This is a genomic window from Caldovatus aquaticus (genome assembly GCF_019458025.1).
Taxonomy (GTDB): Bacteria; Pseudomonadota; Alphaproteobacteria; order Acetobacterales; family Acetobacteraceae; genus Caldovatus; species Caldovatus aquaticus.
Genome location: NZ_JAHZUY010000010.1, coordinates 1 through 23,926, shown reverse-complemented (window position 1 = coordinate 23,926; position 23,926 = coordinate 1). Strand labels below are relative to the sequence as shown.

18 protein-coding genes are annotated in these 23,926 nt (G+C 75.8%); 9 read left to right on the top strand and 9 right to left on the bottom strand.

Annotation, left to right across the window (positions count from 1 at the left end; all coding sequences use genetic code 11):
* Nucleotides 1-97: 97 nt before the first annotated feature.
* Genes K1J50_RS06040 through K1J50_RS06020 form a run of 5 tightly spaced genes read left to right on the top strand, consistent with a single transcriptional unit; the run spans nt 98 to nt 6,172 of the window.
* The gene (locus K1J50_RS06040) at nt 98-1,222 is read left to right on the top strand and encodes an ABC transporter substrate-binding protein (RefSeq protein WP_220116715.1); all 1,125 of its coding nucleotides are present in this window, start codon (nt 98-100) and stop codon (nt 1,220-1,222) included.
* Nucleotides 1,219-2,952, top strand: a complete 1,734-nt coding sequence (locus K1J50_RS06035) for an ABC transporter permease (protein ID WP_220116711.1) — start codon at nt 1,219-1,221, stop codon at nt 2,950-2,952. The genes K1J50_RS06040 and K1J50_RS06035 overlap by 4 nt, the downstream gene beginning before the upstream one ends.
* Nucleotides 2,945-4,045 (top strand): ABC transporter ATP-binding protein, encoded by a 1,101-nt coding sequence (locus K1J50_RS06030; RefSeq protein WP_220116709.1) that lies wholly within the window; start codon nt 2,945-2,947, stop codon nt 4,043-4,045. Before K1J50_RS06035 ends, K1J50_RS06030 begins: the two co-directional genes overlap by 8 nt.
* Nucleotides 4,029-5,270 carry a CaiB/BaiF CoA transferase family protein gene (locus K1J50_RS06025; RefSeq protein WP_220116707.1) on the top strand — a complete coding sequence of 414 codons (1,242 nt, stop codon included), beginning with the start codon at nt 4,029-4,031 and terminating at the stop codon, nt 5,268-5,270. The genes K1J50_RS06030 and K1J50_RS06025 overlap by 17 nt, the downstream gene beginning before the upstream one ends.
* Nucleotides 5,267-6,172 carry an HpcH/HpaI aldolase/citrate lyase family protein gene (locus K1J50_RS06020; protein WP_369413528.1) on the top strand — a complete coding sequence of 302 codons (906 nt, stop codon included), beginning with the start codon at nt 5,267-5,269 and terminating at the stop codon, nt 6,170-6,172. Before K1J50_RS06025 ends, K1J50_RS06020 begins: the two co-directional genes overlap by 4 nt.
* Before the next feature lie 321 nt (nt 6,173-6,493).
* Here K1J50_RS06020 and K1J50_RS06015 read toward each other — a convergent pair whose 3' ends face one another.
* Nucleotides 6,494-8,494, bottom strand: coding sequence for a molybdopterin-containing oxidoreductase family protein (locus K1J50_RS06015; protein ID WP_220116705.1), 2,001 nt, complete (start codon nt 8,492-8,494; stop codon nt 6,494-6,496).
* 580 nt (nt 8,495-9,074) lie between these two features.
* Between K1J50_RS06015 and K1J50_RS06010 the strand changes: the two genes are divergently transcribed.
* Nucleotides 9,075-10,787, top strand: coding sequence for a DEAD/DEAH box helicase (locus K1J50_RS06010; RefSeq protein WP_220116703.1), 1,713 nt, complete (start codon nt 9,075-9,077; stop codon nt 10,785-10,787).
* Between the two features lie 16 nt (nt 10,788-10,803).
* Here the strand turns inward: K1J50_RS06010 and K1J50_RS06005 are convergent, their stop codons facing one another.
* The 3 genes from K1J50_RS06005 to tcuA all read right to left on the bottom strand — a co-directional run bounded on the left by K1J50_RS06005 (nt 10,804) and on the right by tcuA (nt 14,011).
* Complete coding sequence (locus K1J50_RS06005; RefSeq protein ID WP_220116702.1) at nt 10,804-11,193, bottom strand: Zn-ribbon domain-containing OB-fold protein; 390 nt, start codon at nt 11,191-11,193, stop codon at nt 10,804-10,806.
* Between the two features lie 5 nt (nt 11,194-11,198).
* Nucleotides 11,199-12,365, bottom strand: a complete 1,167-nt coding sequence (locus K1J50_RS06000) for a thiolase domain-containing protein (protein WP_220116701.1) — start codon at nt 12,363-12,365, stop codon at nt 11,199-11,201.
* A 137-nt stretch (nt 12,366-12,502) separates the two neighbouring features.
* Nucleotides 12,503-14,011 carry an FAD-dependent tricarballylate dehydrogenase TcuA gene (gene tcuA / locus K1J50_RS05995; protein ID WP_220116700.1) on the bottom strand — a complete coding sequence of 503 codons (1,509 nt, stop codon included), beginning with the start codon at nt 14,009-14,011 and terminating at the stop codon, nt 12,503-12,505.
* Nucleotides 14,012-14,196: 185 nt separating this feature from the next.
* On the opposite strand from tcuA, the gene K1J50_RS19420 reads away from it, so the two are divergent.
* From K1J50_RS19420 to K1J50_RS05980, 3 genes are all read left to right on the top strand, one after another.
* Nucleotides 14,197-16,623 (top strand): sensor histidine kinase, encoded by a 2,427-nt coding sequence (locus tag K1J50_RS19420; protein WP_220116699.1) that lies wholly within the window; start codon nt 14,197-14,199, stop codon nt 16,621-16,623.
* 119 nt (nt 16,624-16,742) lie between these two features.
* Nucleotides 16,743-17,921 carry a fumarylacetoacetate hydrolase family protein gene (locus tag K1J50_RS05985; protein WP_220116698.1) on the top strand — a complete coding sequence of 393 codons (1,179 nt, stop codon included), beginning with the start codon at nt 16,743-16,745 and terminating at the stop codon, nt 17,919-17,921.
* On the top strand, nt 17,918-18,679 hold the full coding sequence (locus K1J50_RS05980; RefSeq protein ID WP_220116696.1) for an alpha/beta fold hydrolase: 762 nt from the start codon (nt 17,918-17,920) through the stop codon (nt 18,677-18,679). Before K1J50_RS05985 ends, K1J50_RS05980 begins: the two co-directional genes overlap by 4 nt.
* Before the next feature lie 98 nt (nt 18,680-18,777).
* Here the strand turns inward: K1J50_RS05980 and K1J50_RS05975 are convergent, their stop codons facing one another.
* The 5 genes from K1J50_RS05975 to K1J50_RS05955 form a co-directional block, all read right to left on the bottom strand.
* Entirely contained in the window at nt 18,778-19,704 is a 927-nt protein-coding gene (locus K1J50_RS05975) for a Rossmann-fold NAD(P)-binding domain-containing protein (RefSeq protein ID WP_220116694.1), read from the bottom strand.
* A gap of 38 nt (nt 19,705-19,742) precedes the next feature.
* Nucleotides 19,743-20,228 carry an RNA pyrophosphohydrolase gene (locus tag K1J50_RS05970; RefSeq protein WP_220116692.1) on the bottom strand — a complete coding sequence of 162 codons (486 nt, stop codon included), beginning with the start codon at nt 20,226-20,228 and terminating at the stop codon, nt 19,743-19,745.
* A gap of 14 nt (nt 20,229-20,242) precedes the next feature.
* On the bottom strand, nt 20,243-21,154 hold the full coding sequence (locus K1J50_RS05965) for a divergent polysaccharide deacetylase family protein (RefSeq protein ID WP_220116690.1): 912 nt from the start codon (nt 21,152-21,154) through the stop codon (nt 20,243-20,245).
* Between the two features lie 815 nt (nt 21,155-21,969).
* A complete protein-coding gene (locus tag K1J50_RS05960; protein ID WP_220116688.1) occupies nt 21,970-23,358 on the bottom strand; it encodes a S41 family peptidase in 1,389 nt (462 codons plus the stop codon).
* 179 nt (nt 23,359-23,537) lie between these two features.
* Nucleotides 23,538-23,926 (bottom strand): murein hydrolase activator EnvC family protein (locus tag K1J50_RS05955; protein WP_220116687.1); only part of this gene is annotated, 389 nt, incomplete at its 5' end.

Here is a 23,926-nt window from a genome sequence, read left to right as displayed (position 1 = left end):
GAGGGTGGCGACCCCCGTCTTGGTCATCCGCCGCCGCCGTGGTGAAGTGGCGGGGCCCGGGCGCCCGCGCGCCCGCGACAGAGGAGGACCGCAAGGCATGTCCGCGATCAGCCGCCGCTCCGCCCTCTCCCTGCCGATGCTCGCCCTCGCCCGGGGCACGCGGGCGCAAGGCGCGCCGAACCCGCCGCCGGGCTACCCCGCGGAGTACCGCGCCATGGCCGAGGCCGCGCAGCGCGAGGGCAGCCTGCTGATCTACTCGATCATGTCGGCCGAGAACTGGCGCCCGGTGATCCAGGGCTTCAACGCCCGCTACCCCGGAATCCGCGTCGAGACGCTCGATCTGCCGAACGCGCGCGACACCTTCGAGCGCTACCTCGCCGAGCGCGCGACCAACAGCCGCACCGCCGACCTGATCGCCACCGCCGACCCGAACGGCTGGATGGACTTCCACGAGCGCGGCGAGCTGCTCGACTACCTCTCGCCCGAGGCCGCCGCCTGGCCCGCCTGGGGCAAGCCGCTGCCCGGCCTCTACACCATCTCCGCCGACCCGCTGATCCTGATCTGGAACAACACCCTGGTGCCGGAGGCGCGCCGCCCGCGCGGCTTCGCGCAGTTCGTCGAGCTCGCCAAGGCGAACGAGCGCGCCTGGCGCAACAAGATCACCAGCTACGGCGCGCACTTCTCGACCTTCGGCTACAACGGCAACTACGCCTTCATCCGCCGGACCGGCGAGCAGGGCTGGCAGTGGTTCGCCGAGCTCGCCAGGCTGCAGCCGCGCTTCGAGCGCTCGGGCGGGCCGATGACGGAGAAGGTGACCTCGGGCGAGTACGCCGCGGCCTGGTTCGTCTCCGCCATCACCTTCTGGCCGCGGCTCAACGATCCGGCGCGCGCGCGCCTGCTCGGCTGGAGCTTCATCCCCGAGGCGCAGCCGATGATGATGCGCGGCATCGGCATCCCGAAGGGCTCGCGCAATGTCAACGCGGCGAAGCTGATGCTCGACTACATCGTCTCGGCCGAGGGCCAGCGCGCCTTCGGCCTCGGCGGGCTGACGCCGGCGCGGCCGGACGTGAAGCCCGGCGAGGGCATCCGCCACACCTACAGCTCGATCGTCGAGGCGATCGGCGGCGATGCGAACGTCTCGCTGGTGAACTACGACCACGCCTTCGCGCGCGACTACGACGCCTTCATGGCGCGCTGGAAGCAGACCTTCGGCCTGCGATGAGCGGCGCGGCCCTCCCCGCCGCGGGCGCGCCCGGGGCGCGGGCGGCGGCGCATTCCTGGCGCGAGGCGCCGATTCAGTACGCGACGGCGCTGCTCACCCTGGTGCTGGTCGCGGCGCCGCTGCTGCCGGTGCTCTACCAGTCGGTGGTGGACCGGCCGCTCTACGATGCGGGCCGGCAGCTCACGCTCGGGAACTTCGTCCGCCTCGCGCGAACGGAGGGCTTCGGCCTCGTTCTCTGGAACACCTTCGCCTTCGCGGCGCTGACGACGCTGATCGCGCAGGTGCTCGGCACGCTGGCCGCGGTGCTGTTCGGGCGCACCGACCTGCCGGCGGCGCGGCTGCTCGGCGAGCTGTTCCTGTGGCCCATCTACCTCTCGGCGCTGGTGCTTTCCTTCGGCTGGTACACGGTCTACGGCCCGTCCGGCTACCTGACGATGCTGTGGAACGCGGTGTTCGAGGAGCCGTTCTGGGATCTCTACACGCTGCCCGGCATGGCGGCGATCGCCGGCGTGTCGCTCGCGCCCGTGGCGTACATCTACTGCATGTCCTCGGCCACCATCACCGACCCCTCGCTCGAGGAGGCGGCGCGCGTCGCCGGCGCCGGCACCTTCCGCACCCTCTCGCGCATCACGCTGCCGCTGCTGCTGCCGGCGATCGCCTACAGCGCGGTGCTCAATTTCACCGTGGCGCTGGAGCTCCTGGCGATTCCGCTGGTCTTCGGCGAGCCGGCGGGGATCACGGTGCTGACCACCTTCCTCTACACCCAGGGCGTGGCCGGCATCAGGCCCGACCACGGCCTGGCGGCCACGGCGGCGGCGCTGATGCTGGCCGTGGTGTGCCTGCTGGTCTGGCTGCAGGGAAGGCTGCTCGGCAACACGCGGCGCTTCGTCACGCTGGGGGGCAAGGCGACGCGGCCGCGGCCGTTCCGGCTCGGGCGGCTGCGCTGGCCGCTGTTCGCGCTGGCGGCGCTCTACATCCTCGCCACGGTGGTGGCGCCGATCGGCGTCCTCGTCCTGCGCGCCTTCGCGAGCTTCCTCTCGCCCATGGTCCCGCTTTCCGAGGTGCTTTCGCTCGCCAACTTCGCCCAGCTCTTCGCGGAGCCCATCTACAGCCGCGCGGTCTGGAACTCCCTCGTCGTCAGCGCCGTGGGCGGTGCGCTCGCCACCGCGCTGATCGCGATGATCGCCGTCATCGTCCACCGTTCGGATTTCCGCTTCCGCGAGCCGCTGCACTACGCCGCGCTGTTCCCGCGCGCCGTGCCGGGCGTGGTGGCCGGCATCGGCTTCTTCTACGCCATCGCCCTGATGCCGGGCCTCGGCGAGATCCGCAACACCATCTGGGTCCTCGTCATCGCCTTCACCATGCGCTTCATCCCGACCGGCTTCGGCGCCGTCGCCCCGATGCTGCTGCAGGTGAGCCCCGACCTCGACCGCGCCGCGCGGGTGCAGGGCGCGGACTGGTGGACCACCTGCCGGCGCGTCGTCCTGCCGCTGATGCGCCCCGCCCTCCTCGCCTGCTACACGATCCTCTTCATCTCTTTCTTCAAGGAGTACACGACGGCGATCTTCCTCTTCGCCCCCGGCAGCGAGGTGATCGGCACCGCGCTGCTGCACCTCTGGATCCAGGGCGAGGCGGGCCTGGTGGCGGCGCTGGCCGCGATCCAGGTCGGCGTCATCGCGGCCTGCGTCGCCGCGGCGCGCGCCGCCTTCGGAGTGCGCCTGCATGGCTGAGCTGGTGATCGAGAACCTCACCAAGCGCTTCGGCGAGGTCCTCGCCGTGGATTCCGTCTCGCTCCACGTCGCCGAGGGCGAGTTCGTCACCCTGCTCGGCCCGTCCGGGTGCGGCAAGTCCACCACCCTCGCCGCGATCGCGGGGCTGGACCGTCCCGACGGCGGGCGCATCCGCATCGGCGGCACGGTCTGTTTCGACGACCGCAGCGGCACCTTCCTGCCGCCCGAGGCGCGCAACTGCGGCCTGGTGTTCCAGAGCTACGCGCTCTGGCCGCACATGACGGTGTTCGACAACGTCGTCTTCCCGCTGACGCTGCGCAAGGTGCCCGCCGCCGAACGCAGGCGGCGCGTCGAGGAGGTGCTTGCGCTGGTCGAGATGGAGGCCTACGCGGACCGCTATCCGCACCAGCTCTCCGGCGGCCAGCAGCAGCGGGTGGCGCTGGCGCGCACGCTGGTGTACCGGCCGGCGATCCTGCTGCTCGACGAGCCGCTCTCCAACCTCGACGCGAAGCTGCGCGACCGCGCGCGCGCCTGGCTCGCCGAGCTGCGCACCCGCCTCGGCCTGACGACGATCTACGTCACCCACGACCAGATCGAGGCGCTGTCGCTCTCCGACCGCATCGTGGTGATGAACCGCGGCCGCGTCGCGCAGGTCGGCCCGCCGCAGGAGGTCTACGAGCGCCCGGCGGACCCCTTCGTCGCCGACTTCATCGGCACGACGAATTTCCTGCCCGGCCGCGTGGTGGAAACCGCCGATGCACGCGCGCTGGTCGCGCTCGGCGACGGTCAGCGCGTCGCCGTCCGGACCGCCCGGCCGCCCGCGCCTGGCGCGCGCGTCACTCTGGCCTACCGGCCCGAGCAGATCCGCATCGCCGAGGCAGGCGAGATGCCCGCCGGCGCCGGCTCGGTCGTCGCCGCGCGGGTGGCCTCCCGCGCCTATGTCGGCGGCCGCTGGCAGCTCGGCCTCGATCTCGGCGGAAGCCCGCTGCGGCTGGAGACCGCGGCGCCGCCCGCGGGCGATCGGCTGCGGCTGTGGCTGCCCGCCGATGGCGCCATCCTTTTCCAGGGGAGCACCGATGTCAGCCTCGTCTGAGGACCTGCCCCGCGCCGACTACCAGCCCGGGGCGCGCGGCCCGCTGGCCGGCCTGCGCGTCGTGGACCTCTCGCGCCTGGTCGCGGGCAACATCCTGACGCAGCACCTGGTGGATTTCGGCGCCGACGTGATCAAGGTCGAGCCGCGCGAGGGCGACACGCTGCGCGGCTGGAAGGTCAACGGCATCGAGACCGCCTGGAAGGTCCACTGCCGCGGCAAGCGCAGCCTGTGCCTGGACTTCCGGCATCCGGAGGCGATCCCCCTGATCCGCCGCCTGGTTCCCGGCGCCGCCATCCTGGTCGAGAGCTTCCGCCCCGGCACGCTCGAGCAGATGGGCCTCGCGCCGGAGGAGCTGCTGCGCATCGAGCCGCGCCTCGTCGTCGTGCGCATCTCCGGCTGGGGGCAGACCGGCCCCTACGCGCGGCGCCCGGGCTTCGGCACGCTGGTCGAGGGCTTCTCGGGCTTCGCCGAGATGAACGGCTTCCCCGACCGCGAGCCGGTGCTGCCGCCGATGCCGCTCGCCGACGTCATCGCCGGCATCACCGGCGCCTTTGCCGCCCTCGCCGCGGTGCGCGAGGTGGAGGTCAACGGCGGCAGGGGCCAGGTGATCGACATGCCGCTGCTCGATCCGATGTTCAACGCGCTCGGCCCGACGGCGGCGAACTTCCGGCTGACCGGGACGAAGAAGCAGCGCAGCGGCAGCGGCAGCTCCACGACGGCGCCGCGCAACGTCTATCGCACGCGCGACGGCGCCTATGTCTGCCTCTCCGCCTCGACGCAGGGCATGGCGATGCGCCTGCTGCGCGCGATCGGCCGGCCGGAGCTGTGCGACGACCCGCGCTTCGCCACCAACGCCGCGCGCGTGCGCCACCGCGAGGAGCTCGACCGCCTCATCGGCGCGTTCGTCGCGCAGCGCACGCTCGAGGAGAACGTCGCCTTCTTCGAGGAGGCCGAGGTGACCATCGGTCCGGTCTACGACATCGAGCGCTTCATGCGCGACCCCCACGTGCGCGCCCGCGCGCTGCTCGCCGACTATCCGGACGAGGAGATGGGGCTGTTCCCGCAGCACGCCGTCACCGCCCGCCTCTCGGCGACACCCGGCGCCATCCGTGCGCCGGCGCCGAGGCTCGGCCAGCACACGCGCGAGGTGCTGCGCGAGGCGGGCTTCGGCGAGGCCGAGATCGAGGCGGCCCTCGCCTCCGGACTGGCGAGGGCCACGCCGTGAGCGCCGCCCCGCAGCAGATGCCGGTCTGGCGCTCCCTCCTGTTCGTGCCGGTGAACGTGGAGCGGTTCCTCGCCAGGGCGCACGAGCGCGGCGCCGACGGGATCATCCTCGACCTCGAGGACAGCATCGCGCCGGGCGAGAAGGAGAACGCGCGCAGGCTGCTGCCCGCGGCCGTCGAGCGGCTGCGGCGCAACGGCCGCAGCGACGTGCTGGTGCGCATCAACCAGCCGCTCGAGCTCGCGGTGCGGGACCTGGAGGCGGCGGTGCTGCCGGGCGTCGCCTCCCTCCTCGTCACCAAGGTCGAGGGCGTCTCCCACCTCCGCCTGCTCGATGAGCTGGTCGCGCGGCTGGAGGAGCGGCGCGGCCTCCCCGTCGGCGGCATCCGCTTCAACGGCCTGATCGAGACCCCCGCCGCGGTCGCCAGGGCCCACGAGATCGCGCGCGCCACGCCGCGCCTCGTCGCGCTCTCGCTCGGCGCCGAGGACTACGCGACCGCGATCGGCGGCAGGCCGACCGAGGAGGTGCTGCTGATGCCGAAGCAGCTCGTCGTCCAGGCCGCCTGCGCGGCCGGGCTGATGGCGCTCGGCACGATCGGCACCCTCGCCGACTTCTCCGACCTCGAGGCCTATGCGCGGATGGTGCGCCGCTCGCGCGATTTCGGCTTCGTCGGCGCCTCCTGCATCCATCCCGCGCAGGTGCCGATCCTCAACGCCGCCTTCAGCCCCACGCCGGAGGAGATCGCCGAGGCCGAGCGCATCGTCGCCGCCGACCGCGCGGCGGCGGCCGAGGGCCGCGGCTCCTTCCAGCTCGACGGCAGGATGATCGACATCCCGATCGTGCGGCGGGCGGAGGCGCTGCTCGCCCGCGCCCGCGCGATCGCGGCGCGGGAGCGGGGCGCGTAGCCGTCGCCTCGGCGTCCGGCGCCCGGGCGGCGTTCCTGCGCCGCCGCGCGCAGCGCCATCAGCCCCGGGACGGCATCGAGCGTCGGCGTCGGCATGCCGGCCGGCGCCCGCATCTGCGCGAGGTTCGCCGCCAGCGCCGCGAATGCCAGCGCCCCCGCTCCAGGTGCTGCCTTAGGGACATGCGATGCTCCGTCGCGCCGATGCGGCGGGGACGCTCCGCGATCGGCGCCGGCGCGCGCAGCCCGAGCCGGCGGCCGACCAGCGGGACCTCGAGCCCCCCCGCCGTGGCGAGGGCGCCGCCGCCAGGGAGGCGGACACGCGTCAGGGCGACGCTCCGCGCGGCGCGCCGGCCGGCGGTGCGGCGGCGGCGCCGATCACCTCGACGAAGACGTCGTTGTAGGCAGGCTGCCCGCCCGGCGACCAGGCGGGGGGACAGAGCAGGTTCGCGACGGCGCCCTCCTCCTCGGGCGGGCTCCACCACTTCCCCGGCAGGACGACGACGCCGGCGGGCACCGCGTCGCTGACCCGCAACGTCGCCCCGATCGCGCCCTGCGCGTTGCGCAGCCGCACCGCCTCGCCGTCGCCCAGGCCGCGCGCGGCGGCGTCGGCGGGCGCCATGTGCAGCGTCGGACGGCCCTCCGCCCGCTGCTGGCGCGGCTGGTTGGCGAAGCTCGAGTTCAGGAAGAAATGCGCCTTCGGCGTCAGCAGCCGCAGCATCCCGGCCGCGGGCGGCGCGGCCGGCAGCGGCACGGCGTCGCCCCGCACGAGCCGCAGCCCCGCGCCCTCCAGGCGCGGCGGCGGCTTGTGCCTCTTCACCCAGCCCGCCTCCCGCAGCGCCTCGAGGCTCACCCCCGGCGGCAGCGCCGAGGCGGCGATCTCCTCGTCGCTCTCGCGCATGGCCGGATGGCCGAGGCCCATGCGACGCGCCAGCAGGCGCATCACCTCGCCATGCGACTTCGCCTCGCCGAGCGGCGCGATCGCCGGCAGGTTGACCGTGATGTACTGGTGCCCCCAGGCGCCGAGGATGTCGAAGTGCTCGAGCTGCGTCGTGGAGGGCAGCACGATGTCGGCGTAGCGCGCGGTGTCGGTGAGGAAGTGCTCGAGGACGACGGTGAACAGGTCCTCCCGCGCCAGGCCCCGGCGCACCCGCCCGGCATCGGGCTGCACCACGGCCGGGTTCGTGCCCCACACCATCAGGCCCTTCACCGGCGGGTCCGGAGCGGGGTCGGTCAGGATCGCGCCGAGCCGCGCCATGTCGAGGGCGCGCGGCGAGGCGCCGGCGGGGATCAGGTCGGCGCGGTCGGCCCGCATGTCCTCGAGGCCCGGCGTGGCGATGACGAGGACGCCGCCGCCGCGATGACGCCAATGGCCGCCCAGGATGGCGAGCGCGTGCCACAGGCGCACCACCGCCTCGCCCTGCGCGCTCTGCTGCGGCCCGACGCCGGCCCGGATCACCGCCGGCCGCGCGGCAGCGAATTCGCGCGCGAGGCGCAGCACGGTCTCCGCCGCGACGCCGCACGCCTCCGCGGTGCGTTCCGGCGTCCAGGGCGCGACCAGCGCGGCGAAGGCGTCGAGATCGGCGCAGGCCGCGCGCGCGTAGTCGAGGTCCGCCAGCCCCTCCTCCAGCATGACCCGCGCCATGCCGGCCGCGAGGGCCGCGTCGGAGCCGGGCCGGAGCGCGACATGCTCGTCGCACTGGCGTGCGGTGCGGGTGCGGACCGGATCGAGGCAGACGACGCGCGCGCCGTGGCGCCGGCGCGCCTCCTGCACGAAGTGCCAGTGGTGATGGCAGGTGGTGAGGAGGTTGAGGCCCCAGAGCAGGACCAGGCGGCTCTCGGCCATGTCCTCGGGATCGAAGCCGAGCGGGAAGCCCTCCCCCGCCACCGCCTGGGCGGCGACGCTGCAGATGCCGCCGGCGAGCCGGCTCGCGCCGAGGGCGTGGAACAGGCGCATCGGGGCGCGCCGCTGCACGACGCCCATCGAGCCGAGATAGCGGTGCGGCAGCAGCGCCTCGGGACCGTGCCGGGCGGCGATCTCCCCGAAGCGGGCGGCGATCGTCGCCACGGCCTCGTCCCAGGAGATGCGCTCGAAGCGGCCCGAGCCCTTGGGGCCGGCGCGCCGCAGCGGGTGCAGCAGCCGGTCGGGCGCGTAGGTGCGCGCCTCGTAGTCGTTGACCTTGGCGCAGAGCACGCCGCGGGTGAAGGGATGGTCCCTGGCGCCCCGCACCGCGACGACCCGGCCGTCCTCGACCTCGGCCACCCAGGCGCAGGTGTCCTGGCAATCGAGCGGACAGCAGCCCTTGACGCGGCGGATCTCGCCCATGGCTCGCCCCTCCCCCGCGCCCGCGGCCGGTCCCTCGGTCCTGGTGTTCCGGCGGGCCTTTGCGGCCCCTCCTCCCCGCGCCCGCGGCCGGTCCCGGCGCGTGCGGCGAGGCTACGCCGCCGCGACTCGCGAGGCCAGCGGGAAACCGGCGCGGCGGGCCCCTCCCGGCGACCGGGCGCCGCGAGCCGGACCGCCGGGACGGTCCCGCCGCGCTCGCGCCCCCGGCGGCATCGCGCGGATCCGCTCCCGTGCGGCCCCGGCTCCGACCGGCATGTCCTAGACGCCCGGCCGCGGCACGAGGCCGGTGCGCCGGGCGCACCCCGTCCGGCACGCCGCCCTGACGGACGAGGACGGGCGGGCGGCGCGCCCTCGGGCCGGGGCCGGCCCGCCGCGGCGGAAGGCGCGACGGGCCGCACCGGCGGCCCCGCCCGCCGCACGCGGCGCCGCGCCGCTCTCGGCGCTCCGCCCGTGCGCGGCGTGCCGGGCTGCGCCGGGCCCGGGGCTGCGACGCAGCGACTGCGGTTGCGTTGCGCCTCCCGTCTTGGCACACCCCGGCTCCCCCGGCCCGGTCCCGCGCTCCATGCCTTTTCCGGACAACGCCCATCCCCAGCTCCTCCGCGCCCTCGCCGAGCGCGGCTACACCGAGCCGACGCCGGTGCAGGCCGCCGTGCTGGCGCCGGAGGCCGAGGGGCGCGACCTGCTCGTCTCCGCCCAGACCGGCTCCGGCAAGACCGTCGCCTTCGGCCTCGCCCTCGCGCCGACCCTGCTGCCGGGTGGCGCGGAGCGCTTCGGCCCGCCGGGCGCGCCGCTCGCGCTCGTCATCGCGCCGACGCGCGAGCTGGCGCTGCAGGTCCAGCGCGAGCTGACCTGGCTCTACGCGCGCACCGGCGCGCGCGTGGTCTCCTGCGTCGGCGGCATGGACATCCGCCGCGAGCAGCGCGAGCTGGCGCGCGGCGCGCACATCGTCGTCGGCACGCCGGGGCGGCTGCGCGACCACCTCGACCGCCAGAACCTCGACCCGAGCGCCATCCGCGCGGTCGTGCTCGACGAGGCGGACGAGATGCTCGACCTCGGCTTCCGCGAGGAGCTGGAGGCGATCCTCGACGCCCTGCCGGCGGAGCGGCGGACGCTCATGTTCTCCGCCACCATCCCGCGCGAGATCGCGCAGCTCGCGCGCCGCTACCAGCGCGACGCGCTGCGCATCGCGGTCGGCGCCGAGAGCGAGCCGCACCGCGACATCGAGTACCGCGTCGTCCTCTGCGCGCCGCACGAGACCGAGAAGGCGGTGGTCAACCTGCTGCGCTGGTACGAGGCGCGCGGCGCGCTCGTCTTCTGCCAGACGCGCGAGGCGGTGGCGCGGCTGCACGGCAACCTGCTGGAGCGCGGCTTCGCCGTCGTCGCGCTCTCGGGCGAGCTGTCCCAGGCCGAGCGCAACCGCGCGCTGCAGGCGCTGCGCGACGGCCGGGCGCGGGTGTGCGTCGCCACCGACGTGGCGGCGCGCGGGATCGACCTGCCGGATCTCGGCCTCGTCATCCACGCCGACCTGCCGCGCGACCGCGAGACGCTGCTGCACCGGAGCGGCCGCACCGGGCGGGCGGGGCGCAAGGGCATCTCCGTCCTGGTCGTGCCCTTCAACCGCCGGCGCATGGCGGAACGCCTCCTCGCCGCGGCGCGCATCGAGGCGAGCTGGTCCGGCGCCCCCTCGGCCGAGGCGATCCGCGCCCGCGACCAGGAGCGGCTGGTGCAGGAGGCGCTGCCGCCGGAGGACGGGCTCGCCGAGGAGGACCTGGCGGCGGCGCGCGCCCTGCTCGCCCAGCGCCGCCCGGAGGAGATCGCGGCCGCGCTGATCCGGCTGCACCGCGCGCGCCTGCCGGCGCCGGAGGAGCTGCAGGAGGCGCTTCCCGCGCCGGCGCCGCGGGGGGAGGAGCGCCGCCCCGGCCCGCCGCCGCGCCGCGGCGAGGGCGGCGGCGTGTGGTTCCGCATGAGCGTCGGGCGCAACGCCAACGCCGACCCGCGCTGGCTGCTGCCCTTCCTCTGCCGCCGCGGCCACGTCACGCGCCAGGAGGTCGGCGCGATCCGCGTCATGGACCGCGAGACGCGCTTCGAGATCGCCCCGCACGCCGCGGCCCGCTTCGCCGCCGCGCTGCGCCGGCCGGACAGCCACGACGAGGGCATCCGCATCGAGCCGCTGGAGCCGCTGCCCAGGCCGCGCGGCCCGGCGCGCCCCCCCTTCGGGCGCGCGCCCGAGCGCCGCGACGGCGGCTACGCGCCGCGCAAGCGCCGGCCGGCCTGAAGGCCGGCGCGCGCCCTCAGGCCGGGGTGAACATCGGGAAGGGCGGGCCGCCGCCCTCGGTCGGCTTGAACACCAGCCTGACCGGCTGGCCGATCCGCAGCGCGTCGAGGTCGCAGTCGACGATGTTGGTCATCATCGTCGGCCCTTCCTCGAGCGTGACATAGGCGATGGCGTAGGGCTCCGGCGCGCGCTTCATCACGCTCACGCTGTAGATCACGCCCCGGCCCGAGGCCGGCCGCCACTCCGTCCGGTCGCTGAAGCAGAACGGGCAGATGGCGCGCGGGTACCAGTGGTTCTTGCCGCAGGCGGCGCAGCCCTTGACGAGGAACCGGCCCTCGCGCGCCGCGGCCCAGAAGGGCTCGGTCTCCGGGTTGATCCCCGGGGCGGGAATCTTGCGCTCGGCCATCTCTCTCACTCCCGCTCCATGATCAGCGTCGCCGCGCCGTGGCGGCTGCCGAGCAGCCCGCCGGTGCCGTGCGCCAGCGCCAGGTCGCAGTTCTTCACCTGCACCGCGGGATGCGCCTCGCCGCGGAGCTGGCGGACGGCCTCGATCACCTTGGTGATGCCGCCGCGGTTCGCCGGGTGGTTGTTGCAGAGCCCGCCGCCGTCGGTGTTGAAGGGCAGCCTGCCGACGCCGGAGATCAGGTTGCCGTCGGCGACGAACCTGCCGCCCTGGCCCTTCTCGCAGAAGCCGAGGTCCTCGAGCTGGATCACCACCGTGATGGTGAAGCTGTCGTAGATCGAGGCGTACTTGATGTCGGCGGGCTTCACCCCCGCCTCGGCGAAGGCCGCGGGGCCGGAGCGCACGCCGGCGGAGTAGGTCAGGTCCACCTCGCCGCCCATCTGGCCCTTCATCGACTCGCCGGCGCCGATCACCTTCACCCGCGGCCGGTTGAGGGACTTCGCGATCTCCGGCGCCACCACCACCAGCGCGCCGCCGCCGTCGGAGACGACGCAGCAGTCGAGCCGGTGCAGCGGCGTGGCGATGACCGGCGAGTTCAGCACGTCCTCGACCGTCACCACCTCGCGCAGCATGGCGTGCGGGTTGTGCTGCGCATGGTGCGAGGCCGCGACCTTCACCCAGGCGAGCTGCTCCGGCGTGGTGCCGAACTGGTACATGTGGCGCGCGGCGCACATGGCGTAGGCGTTGATGGTGGCGACGCCGAGCGGGAACTCCCACTGCGTGTCCGGCGCATCGGCGCCGCGCATGCGCGGCACCGCGCCGGAATGGCCCTCGCTGCGCGGCCGCCCGGCCAGCGTGATCAGCGCCACCCGGCACTTGCCCATTGCGATCGCCTGCGCCGCGTGCGCGACATGGGCGATGTAGGAGCAGCCGCCGAGATCGGTGGAATCGAGATGGCGGAGCTTCAAGTTCATGTAGTCCGCCATCGCCAGCGGGCCGAGCCCGGGGGCGTCGCCGGCGCAGAAGTAGCCGTCCACGTCCTCCTTGCTGAGCCCGGCGTCGGCGAGCGCGCCGAGCGCGCATTCCGCGTGCAGCTGGGCGACGGACTTGTCCTTCGCCAGCCGCGTCGGGTGCTCGTAGGCCCCCATGATGTAGGCCTTGCCCTTGATGCTCATGCGCCGGCGTCCCCTCCTCCTCGCTGCGCTGCGCTGCGGTGGCGCAGCTTACCGGTGCGGGGGGTGGGCGCAAGCCGGGGCGCGGCGGCGCGCCCGTCGCCGCGCCGCACGACCGGCCCGCCCGCCGCAGGGCCGCGCTACGCGTTCCGCCGCAGGTCGGCCACCGCCGTCGCGCCGGCGATCTTGCCGAACACCGCGCCGTTGATCAGCCCGGAGCCGCCCGGGTAGTTGAAGTAGAAGATGCCGCCGACCAGCTCGCCGCACGCATAGAGGCCGGGGATCGGCTCCTGGTCCTGGTCCAGCACGCGCGTCTCCGGGTCGATGCGCAGCCCGCCGAAGGTGAAGGTGATGCCGCAGCCGACCTGGTAGGCCTCGAAGGGCGGCTCGTCGATGGTGTTCGCCCAGTTGGACTTGTTGATCTCGAGCCCCTCGGTGCGCCGGCCGTCCTTGACGTTCGGGTTGAACGGGATGTCGGTGCGCACCGCGGCGTTGTAGCGGCGGATCTCCTCGAGGAACGCCTGCGCGTCCACGCCCTCAAGCTTCTGCGCGAGTTCCTCGAGCGTATCGGCGCGCACCTTGGTCACCTGCTTGATGCGGTACTCGTCGCGCAGGAGGTGCAGCACCTTCCTGTCGAAGATCTGCCAGGCGAAGTTGCCCGGCTGCTCCAGCACCACGCGCCCGTACTTGGCGTAGGTGTAGTTGCGGAAGTCCGCGCCCTCGTCGAGGAAGCGCCGCCCGTTGGCGTTGATCAGCACGCCCCACGGATAGGAGTGCTTCTGGAACGCATCCCCGACCGCGAGGTCGCCGAACTCCGGCGCGTTGAAGTCCCACTGCACGGCGTGGCAGCCGGACCAGTTGCCGAAGGGCGAGGCGCCGATCTCGAGCGCCATGCGGATGCCGTCGCCGGTGTTGAAGCGGGTGCCGCGCACCTTGGCGAGCTCCCAGCCCGGCCCGAGATAGCGGGTGCGCCACTCCGCATCCGCCTGGAACCCGCCGGAGGCGAGGATCACCGCCGGCGCCCGCAGCTCGTAGAACCGCCCCGGCGTGCGCACCTGCACGCCCTGGACGCGGAAGCCGTCGGTCAGCAGCTTCACCGCCCGGCTGCGGTAGCGGATCTCGACCCCGCGCTTCCGGCACGCCTCGGTCTCGGCCTGGACCAGCCCGGGGCCGCCGCCCCAGGCCTCGACGGTCAGTCCGCCCCAGAACTTGAACTTGCCGTCCACCTTGAAGGCCTGCCGGCCCCAGATCGGCTGGAAGCGCACGCCCTTGCCGCGCAGCCACTTCAGCGTCTCGAAGCTGCGCCGCACCAGGATCTCGCACAGCACCGGGTCGGTGCGGTTGCGCGTGACCCGGAACATGTCGTCGAAGAACTGGTCCTCGGTGTAGGTGCCGAAGTCGGTCTGCGCGATCTCGGCCTCGGTCAGGTCGGGCATCAGCTCGCGCAGGTCGTCCACGCCGCGGTAGGCGACCCGGATCGCCCCGGCGGTGAAGCGCGAATTGCCGCCCGATTCCTCCTCCGGCGCGCGCTCCAGCACGACCACGCGCGCCCCCTGCTCCTGCGCGGAGAGCGCGGCGCAGAGCGCGGCGTTGCCCGCCCCCACGACGATCACGTCGCAACTGTCGCCCGAATTCGCCGCCTCCGGCATGCAGGATACTCCGCCCAGGGTGTATGGATGCTTCGCGCCGCCTTGTATCATCCTGGCCGGGGCGGTCTAGACAGTCGCCCTCCCCTGGCGCGGCGCCGCCCCTCGCCGAGCGGATCACCGGATTGTGAGACTGCCCGGCGGCGGGGAAGGGCCGGCGGGCGGGTGCGCTCGGCTAGATACGCCGCGTGTCGCGCCAGCGCCGTTCTCTCACCCTCCTCCAGCGCCTGTATCTGCTCGTCGGCTTCGCCCTGGTGCCGGCGGTGCTGCTGCTCGTCGGCGCGGTGGCGGCGCTGCGTGCGCAGCACGCCGAGGCGGCCCGCGACCAGGCCCGGCGCATCGCGGAGGACGGCGCGGCCCGGCTCGAGCGCATCATCGAAGGCACGCGCCAGACGCTGCTCATGCTGGCCGAATCGGGCGCGATCCGCGCCGGCGACGCCCGCGCCTGCGCCCTGCGGCTGCACACCCTGGGCCAGCGCCTGCCCGAGCGGATCCGTTTCGCCGTCCTGGACCGCGACGGCCGCGTGCTGTGCGACACGACGGACGCGGGCCCGGAGGAGCGCGGCGCGGACCGCCCCGGCGGCGGCATGGACCTCGACGTGCGCGCCGTGCTCGCCGCGGGCGGCTTCGTCCTCGCCGGCTTCGGGCCGGAGGCGCGCGGTCCGGGCGACACCTCCCGCATCCTCGCGCTGCGCATGGCCCTGCCCGTCGGCGGGGCGGCGGAGGAGGGCGCGCCGCCGGCGGGCGTCGTCGCCGCGGCCCTCGGGCTGCCCTGGATCGCGACGCAGCTCCGGCCGATCGGCCTGCCGCCGGGAGCGGAACTCTTCCTGCTCGACCACGACGGCCAGCCGGTCCTGCGGCTGATCGCCGCCCAGGGCCGGAGCGACGACATCGCGCCGCCCCCCGCCGGCACGAGGGTCGCCGAGACGCTGGCCTCCCTGCTGGCGGCGCTGCGGGCCGACGATGCCGGCGCCGGGCAGGGCGCGGCCGCCGGCGCGGGCGGCCCGGGCGAAGCCTTCCGGCGCGGCCCGCGCGCCCCCGATCACCGCGCCCTGCTGCGCGACGGCCCCGGACCCGACGGGACGCCCCGGCTCCATGCCCTGGCGCCCGAGGTGGTGGGTGCCCAGGGCCGGCTGTACCTCGCCGTCTCGCTCGACGCCGCCGGCGCCCTCGCCGCCGTCGCCGAGGTGGGATGGCGCTGGGCGCTGCTGCTCCTGCTCGGCCTCACCGCCTCGCTGGCCGCGGCCGGGCTTGGGGCGCAGCGCTTCGTGCTCGCCCCGCTGCGGGCGCTGCAGCAGACGGCGCAGCGCTGGGCCGCCGGCGAGTACGGCGCGCGCGCCGGGGCGGCGCTGGCCGCGCCGCCGCCGGAGTTCGCCCGCCTCGCCGCCGCGCTCGACCGCGTGGCGGAAGCGGCGGAGCAGCGCGACCGCGCCGCCGCCGCCCTCGCCGAGAAGGAGGCGCGGCTCTCGCTCGCGCTCGAGGCCGGCGGCCTCGGCGCGTGGGAGATGGACCCGCGCAGCGGCGCCGTGGAACGCTCGCCGCAGCACGACGCGCTGTTCGGCTACGCGCAGCCGCCGGCGGAATGGAGCTACCGGCGGCTGCTCCGCCACGTGGTGCCGGAGGATCGCGCGAAGGTGGAGGCGGCCTTCCGCCGCGCCCTCGCCGAAGCGGCGCCGTTCCGCGCCGAATGCCGCATCCGCCGCGCCGGCGACGGCGAGGTGCGCTGGCTGGAGGCCACCGGCGCCCCGCATCGCGGGCCGGACGGACGGGTGAAGTATCTCGGCGTCGTCGCCGACATCACCGAGCGCCGCCGCGCCGAGGAGCATCTGCGCCTGGTCGCGGGCGAGCTGAACCACCGGGTGAAGAACACCCTCGCCGCGGTGCAGTCCATCGCCGCCCAGACGCTGCGCTGGCCGCCCGGCGAGGTGCCCGCGGCCGAGACCGCCCGCGCCGCCTTCGAGGCGCGCCTGCTCGCCCTCGCCCGCTCGCACGAGCTGCTGACGCGGGAGGGGTGGTCGGGCGCCGACCTCGCCGAGCTCGCGGCGCGCGCGCTCGCGCCGCACGCCGGCGGCCCGCAGGCGAGGGGAGCGGACCACCCGCGCGTGACGATCGCCGGGCCGCCGGTCCGGCTCTCGCCGCGCAGCGCGATCCCGATCGCGATGGCGCTGCACGAGCTGGCGACGAACGCGGCGCGGCACGGCGCGCTCTCGGTCCCCCAGGGGCGCGTCGCGGTGCGCTGGACCGTGGCGCCGCCGGCGTCGGCGCGCGCCGGCGCCGGCCGGAAGGGCGGCGGCGAGGCGCCGGTCCTGACGCTGCACTGGGAGGAGAGCGGCGGACCTCCCCTGCCCGGGCCGCCGGCGCGGCGCGGCTTCGGGACGCGGCTGCTCGAGCGCGGCCTCGCGATGGAGCTGCGCGGCACGGTGCGCCTCGACTTCGCGCGCGAGGGGCTGCGCTGCGCCATCACCGCGCCGCTCGCCGCCGCCGCGACGCCGGACCAGGCGCCTGCGGCGCCCGGGCCGGACCGCGCGCCGGTGCCGCCGCCCCCCGCCGCGCGGCAGCCGACCGCGCCGCCGGATCGCGCGGCAATGGCCGAAGGGAGCGCGGGCTCCGCCTGAACCCGTCGCCCGCGCCGCGCGGCGCCGCGCGCGCGGAGCGGCGCCGCGGGCCCTTGGCAGCGGGCGGCGGCCCCGGCAGCCTGCGGGCCGACCGACCCAGCAGCAGGAGGATCCGCCGCATGCGGCTCGACCCCACCGCGATCCTGCCGGAGGACTGGCCGCAGGGCAGCTACGCCGCGCGCATCATGACCGAGGCGGGCCCGGTCGTCCTCGGCCTCGCCGGCGGGGAGGCCTTCGACCTGACCCCCGCCTTCGGCACCGTCAGCCGCTGGCTGGAGGAGGAGGACGCCGTGGCCGCCATCCGCGCGCGCGGCGAGCCGCTCGCCCTCGACCTCGCCGGGCTGATCGCGAACTCCGCCCACGACGCGCGCCGCGCCGGCGCGCCCTGGCTGCTCGCGCCGGTGGACCTCGCGGCGGTGAAGGCCTCCGGCGTCACCTACGTCCGTTCGATGCTGGAGCGCGTCATCGAGGAACGCTGCCGCGGCGACGCCGCGCGCGCCGCGGCGGTGCGCGCGGAGGTGCAGGCCATCATCGGCGACGACCTCGCCAGCCTCCGCCCCGGCAGCCCGGAGGCGATGCGGGTGAAGGAGGCGCTGGTCGCCAAGGGCTGGTGGAGCCAGTACCTCGAGGTCGGCATCGGCCCCGATGCCGAGATCTTCACCAAATGCCCGCCCATGGCCGCGGTCGGCCTCGGCGCCAAGGTCGGCGTGCACCCGATGAGCGCCTGGAACAACCCGGAGCCCGAGGCGGTCTTGGTGGTGAACGCGCGCGGGCGCATCGTCGGCGCCACGCTCGGCAACGACGTGAACCTGCGCGACGTGGAGGGGCGCTCGGCGCTGCTGCTCGGCCGGGCGAAGGACAACAACGCCTCCTGCGCCCTCGGCCCGATGATCCGCCTGTTCGACGGGTCCTTCACGCTGGAGGATGTGCGCCGCGCCACCCTCACCCTCGCCATCGAGGGACGGGACGGCTTCCGGCTGGAGGAGACCGGCGAGGTCGGCGCGATCAGCCGCGATCCCGTCGAGCTCGTGGCCCAGCTCATCGGCCCGCACCACCAGTATCCGGACGGCGTGGTGCTCTTCCTCGGCACGCCCTTCTCTCCGGTGAAGGACCGCGGCGCGCCGGGCATGGGCTTCACGCACAGGGAGGGCGACGTGGTCACCATCCGCAGCCCGAGGCTCGGCGCGCTGGTCAACGAGGTGGACCGCACCGACGAGTGCCCGCCCTGGACCTTCGGCGCCGGCGCGCTGTTCGCGAGCCTCGCCCGCCGCGGCCTGCCGCGGAGCGTGCACCGATGACGCGCGAGGAGAGCGGCACCCTCGCGCGCGCCGACGGCGTGCCCCTCGCCTGGCGGCGCCTGCCGGGACGCGGCCCCGGCGTGGTGTTCCTCGGCGGCTTCCGCTCCGACATGACCGGGCAGAAGGCGGAGGCGCTGGCCGCCTTCTGCGCCGCGCGCGGCCAGGCCTATCTGCGCCTCGACTACTCCGGCCACGGCGCGAGCGGGGGGCGGTTCGAGGACGGCACCGTCGGGATCTGGACCGACGACGCCGCGCTTCTGATCGAGCGGCTCACCGAAGGCCCGCAGGTCCTGGTCGGCTCCTCGATGGGCGGCTGGATCGCGCTGCTGCTCGCGCGCCGCTGGCCGGAGCGCGTCGCCGGGCTGGTCGGCGTCGCCGCCGCGCCCGACTTCACCGCCGAGCTGCCGGAGCGCCGCATGACGCCGGAGCAGCGGGCGGCACTCGCGCGCGACGGCATCGTCCGCCTGCCGAGCGCCTACGGCGAGCCGACCCCGATCACCCGCGCGCTGATCGAGGACGGCAACCGCCGCCTGGTGCTGAACGCGCCGATCCCGCTTGCCGGTCCGGCGCGGCTGCTGCACGGGCAGCAGGACCCGGACGTGGACTGGCGCCTCTCGCTGCGCACGGCGGAGGCGCTCGCGTCGCCGGACGTGCACGTCATCCTGGTCAAGGACGGCGATCACCGCCTGTCGCGGCCGCAGGACCTCGCGCTGCTGACCCGCACCCTGGATGCGCTGCTCGCCGACCTCGGCGGCTAGAGCGGATCGCGGACGGCCGGAACAGCCGGGAGCGTGAATCCGCCCGGCAGACACCGCGCCGGAGCCGTTGCCGCGCGCACGGTCGGGCGGAAACGGCGCTAGGGCCGATCCGCGCGCCCGGCCGGTTCTCCGCCGTCCGCGACCGCCTCCGCGGCGAGGATCGCGCGCAGCCCCTCCCGGTAGCCCGGATACCGCCAGGCGAGGCCGAGCGCCGCCTTGGTGCGGGCGTTGGCGACGCGCCGGTTCTCCGCCCAGAAGCTCAACGCCTCCGGCGACATGCCGGGCGCGGCCTCGGCAAAGGGCACCGCGGGGGGCGGCGGCAGGCCGAGCAGCCGCGCCGCCTCCTCGACGACCGCCGCGTTCTCCGCCGGCTCGTCGTCCACCAGGTGGAGCACGCGCACGCGCCCGGGCTCCGCCGGCTGCCCGGCCGCCGCCGCCACCGCCCGCGCGAGATCGTCGCGGTGGATGCGGGCGAAGGCATGGCCCGGCTTCACGATGCGCCGCGCCGTGCCGGCGCGCAGCGCCGCGAAGACGGAGCGTCCGGGCCCGTAGATGCCGCCGGTGCGGAACAGGTCGAGCGCCGGACGGCCCGGCGCCTCCGCCGCCAGCGCCCGCCACGCCTCCTCGGCGGCGAGGCGGCGGCGGCTGCGCGGCTGCGCCGGCGCGGGCGGCGTCGCTTCGTCCACCTCCCCGCCGCCGCGATCGCCATAGACGCCGGTGGTGGAGAGATAGCCGATCCAGCGGAGCCGCGGCGCCGCCAGGATCGCCGCGCGGTGCGCCGCGATCACCGGATCGCCCGCCTCCCCGGGCGGCGCCGTCACCAGGAGATGCGTCGCCGCCGCGAAGGCCGGCGCCGCTGCGCCGAAGGCGACCACGCGGACGCCCTCCGGCGCGCCGCGGCGCGCCGCGTGCGGATCGCGCACGGTGCCGGCCACCCTCCAGCCGCGCGCCGTCGCCTCCCGGGCGACCGCCATGCCGGCGTAGCCGAGGCCGCAGACGAGGAGGAGCCGCTGCCGCGAGGCCATGGTCGCGATCCGCCGCGTACGGTGCCGCAGGCGCCGCGCTAGCGCGCCGCGAAGCAGGCGAAGGCGCGCACCAGCTCCTCGTAGATCGGGCGCTTGAAGGGCACCGCCAGCGCGGGCAGCTCCTCGAGCCGCACCCAGCGCCAGGCGTCGAATTCCGGATGCGGATCGGCGTCGAGCCGGATGTCCGAATCCTCGCCGAGGAAGCGCAGCGCGAACCAGCGCTGCCGCTGGCCGCGGTAGCGGCCGCCGAGCGCCTTGCCGATCAGCTCCGGCGGCAGGTCGTAGGTCAGCCAGGCGTCGTGCTCGGCGAGGATCTCCACCTTGTCGGTGCCGATCTCCTCGGCCAGCTCGCGCAGCACCGCCGCGCGCGGATCCTCGCCGGGGTCCATGCCGCCCTGCGGCAGTTGCCAGCCGCCGGCGGCGCCCTCGGCGTTCGGCAGGTCGGCGCGGCGCGCGACGAAGACGAGGCCGTCACGGTTGAACAGCACCGCGCCGACATTGTCGCGATAGGGCAGATCGGACACGGCCGGCCGGCTCCTCAGCGGGGGGACGGAGAGGCAGGCGGCGGAGCCGGCGCCGGGACCGGGAACCCGGCGGCCACCGGCGGCCCTCCGCCGGCGCAGCGGGCGCGCTCGGGGCGGCGGATCACCGCTGTCAGGGGCGCCAGCACCAGGCCGCGCGCCTCCAGGCCCGCCGCCCAGGCGGCCAGCCGCTCGACCACCACCGGCGCCGGGTCGCCCGCGAGCCCGAGGGCGCTGCCGTTCTCGCGCGCCAGGCGCTCGAGCTCGGCGAGGCGGCGCTCGATCTCCCCGCGCGTCGCGGGCTCGTCCAGCACGACGTCCACGGCGCGGCCCCAGGCGCGCGCCGGGTGCGGCGCGCCGGGGCGGGAGTCCACATAGAGCAGCCCGCGCGCGCACAGCACATCCTGCACCGGGCCGAGCAGGTCGGCGAGCTGGGCGAAGCGCTCGCCGCGCAGCGGGCCGAGCCCGCCCAGCACCCCGACATAGCCGGCGGCGCGGGCCAGCGCCCAGTCCAGGCGGTTCAGGTTCTCGGCGAGGGAGAGGCCGGTGAGCAGCGCCTTGTCGCCCGGATCGGCCAGGGGATAGCCGGCCGATTCCATCGGCACGGCGACCAGCGTCTCCATGCCGCGTTCCCGCGCCCGCTCCGCCACCGGATCGAGCCGCGGCGCATAGGGATTCAGCGCCAGGGTGACGGCCGGGGGCAGGCGCCGGATCGCCTCCCCCGTGTCGCTCGCCGAGAGGCCGATGCCGGCCAGCACGACGGCCACGCGCGGGCGGGTGTCGGCCCGGTCGAAGCCGGCCTGGGCGTAGGCGCGGAACGCGGTCCGTCCGTCCGGCGCGATCCGCGGCAGCCGGACGCCGCCCGGGCGCTCCTCGAGCAGGGCGGGATCGGGAGGCGGGATCGGACGCGGCCCGGACCCCGCCAGCATCGGGCCCCGGGGCGGTTCCCCCCTCCCTCCCGCGGGGGCAGCCGCGAGGGCGGCGAGCGGCGGAGGCTCCGGCGCCGGCGGCGCCGTAACCGGTGCGGCCGCGCCGGCCGTCGCCGCGGCGGGCACCGCCACGGCTCCGCCCCCGGCGGGGCTCTCGCGGCCCGGTGCCGGCGGCGAGCCCGCCTCCGGGCCGGCAGCCGCCGGGGCCGCGCCGCCGGCGAGGTCCGCAGCCGGAACCGCCGCGCGCGGCGCCGGTGCGCGGGGGCCGGTTTCCGCCCGCCCCGCCGGCGAGGCGCCATTGTCGTGGCGCTCCCCGGCCGGCGCGAACGCAGGCGAACCGCCCGCGGCGCCCCGGCTCGCCACCGCCGGTTCGCCGGCCGGCGGCCCAAGCCAGGCCAGCCCGCCGACGAGCCCGAGGACGGCCAGGGCCACGATCGCCCAGAACCAGCCGAGCGCCCGCCACCCTCCTGCCCGCCGGCGCGGCGCCGGGGCGATCATCGGCGTGCCTCCCTCGGCCGGAAGCCGGAACTCCCACATGGCATCGCGTTCGCGCTCCGGACGCCCGTTCGCGTCCCCGGCCGGTCCCCGCGGGAGGCGCGAGCGCGCCGTCCGTCGCACCGGACCCGCCGCTCCGCAGGCGGCGCGTCACCGGAGCCCACGGCGGGCGGCGCGACGGCGCCGTCGGCGCGCGCCCGGACGCCCGAGGCCGGCCCCGGAGCGGATCGCGGACGGCCGGAAACCGCCAGGAGCGTGCATCCGCCCGGCAGACAACGCGCCGGGGCCGTTGCCGCGCGCACGGCCGAGCGGAAACGGCTCTAGCGCGCCGCGCGGCGCTGCGCCGACTGGGGCTGCGCCGCCGCGAGGCCGCGCAGCAGTTGCAGCGCCTGCTGCAGCTGGTGGTCGGTCTCGGGCTTGGTCGGGTCGAAGGCCGGCGCGCCCTCGGGCGGAAGCCGCGCCACCCGCTCGACCAGGCCGGGCGGCAGGTTCAGCGGCGGCAGCGACGGCGCGGCCTGGGGCTGCTGCACCGCGCCCTCGCGGCGCAAGGCGCGGCGCAGGTCCGCCTCGCGCTCGCGCGGGATGCCGGCCGCGGCCTGGTCCCGGTTGGCGTGGACCTCGATGTCGGGCTCGATGCCGGTGGCCTGGATCGAGCGGCCGGAGGGCGTGTAGTAGCGCGCCGTGGTCAGCCGGATGGCGCCGTTGTTTTCGGGGAGCGGCATCACCGTCTGCACGCTGCCCTTGCCGAAGGACTTGACGCCGAGGAGGATCGCCCGGCGGTGATCCTGCAGCGCTCCGGCGACGATCTCGGAGGCGCTGGCGCTGCCGGCGTTGATCAGCACCACCATCGGCAGGCCCTGCGCGATGTCGCCGGGCTTGGCGTTCCAGCGCTGCGCGCCCTCCGGGCGCCGGGCGCGGGTGGAGACGATCTCGCCCTGCTCGAGGAAGTCGTCGGCCACCTGCACCGCCTGGTCGAGCAGCCCGCCCGGGTTGTTGCGCAGGTCGAGCACCACGCCGCGCAGGTTGCCGCCGGCCTGCTGGCGCATCCGCGTCATCGCCTCGCGCAGCCGCGTCTCGGTCTGCTCGTTGAAGCTGGAGAGGCGGATATAAGCGATGTCGTTGCCCTCCAAGCGGTACTTCACCACCTGCGGGCGGATCACGTCGCGGACGATGGTCAACTCGATCGGCCGCTCGGCGCCCTCGCGGCGGATGGTGAGGCGGATCGAGGTGCCGCGCTCGCCGCGCATCTGCTCGACCGCCTCCTGCAGGGTCAGGCCCTGCACGGTGGTGCCGTTGAGGTGGGTGATGACGTCGCCGGCGCGGATGCCGGCCCGCGCCGCCGGCGTGTCGTCGATCGGCGAGATGACCTTGATGTAGCCGTTCTCCTGCGTGACCTCGATGCCGAGGCCGCCGAACTCGCCGCGCGTCTGCACCTGCATGTCGCGGTAGGTCCGCGCGTTCAGGTAGCTCGAATGCGGGTCGAGCCCGGTCAGCATCCCGTTGATCGCGTTCTCGATCGCCTCGCGGTCGTTGATCGGCTCGACGTAATCGGCGCGCACGCGCTCGAAGACCTCGCCGAACAGGCCGAGCAGCTTGTAGGTCTCGTTCAGCCCGCTGCGCTCCTGCGCCCAGGCGGCGACCAGCGGGCCCACCACCACCCCTGCGGCAAACGCCGCCGTGACCGCGGCAGCCGCTCGAGCCTTCCTCATGCGCGCATGCACTCCTCGCTGCGCGGCCCGCCCCCCGGTCCGGCGGGCCCGGCGCCATCATTATGCACTATGCCACAACCTCCGCCCGGCAGCGCAGTAGTGATACGCAGCCGGGCGGATCCCGGTCCCCGCCCGGAACGGCCGCAGCGCGCCCTGGCGCCCGCCCCCGCTCCCCGGCGTCACCCGTCGCCCCCCGCCGCCAGCCAGGGCAGCGGGTCCACCGGCCGCCCGTCGCGGCGCAGTTCGAGATAGAGGCGGCCGCCCTCGCCGTCCACGCCGCCGCCGCCCAGAACCCCGACCGGCTCGCCGGCCAGCACCCGGGCGCCGGGCTCGACGTCCAGCCGGGCAAGGCCGGCCAGCACGAGATGGGTGCCCCGGCCGCATTGCACAATCAGCACCTGCCCGTAGGAGCGGAAGGGCCCGCCGAACAGCACGCGGCCGGCGCAGGGGCTGACCACCCGCGCGCCCGGCCGGGCGGCGAAGGTGAGGCCGCGGAGGGGTCCGGCCTCGCCCGGCTCGCCGAACCGGTGCAGGAGCCGCCCCGCCGCGACCACCGGCACGGCGCCCG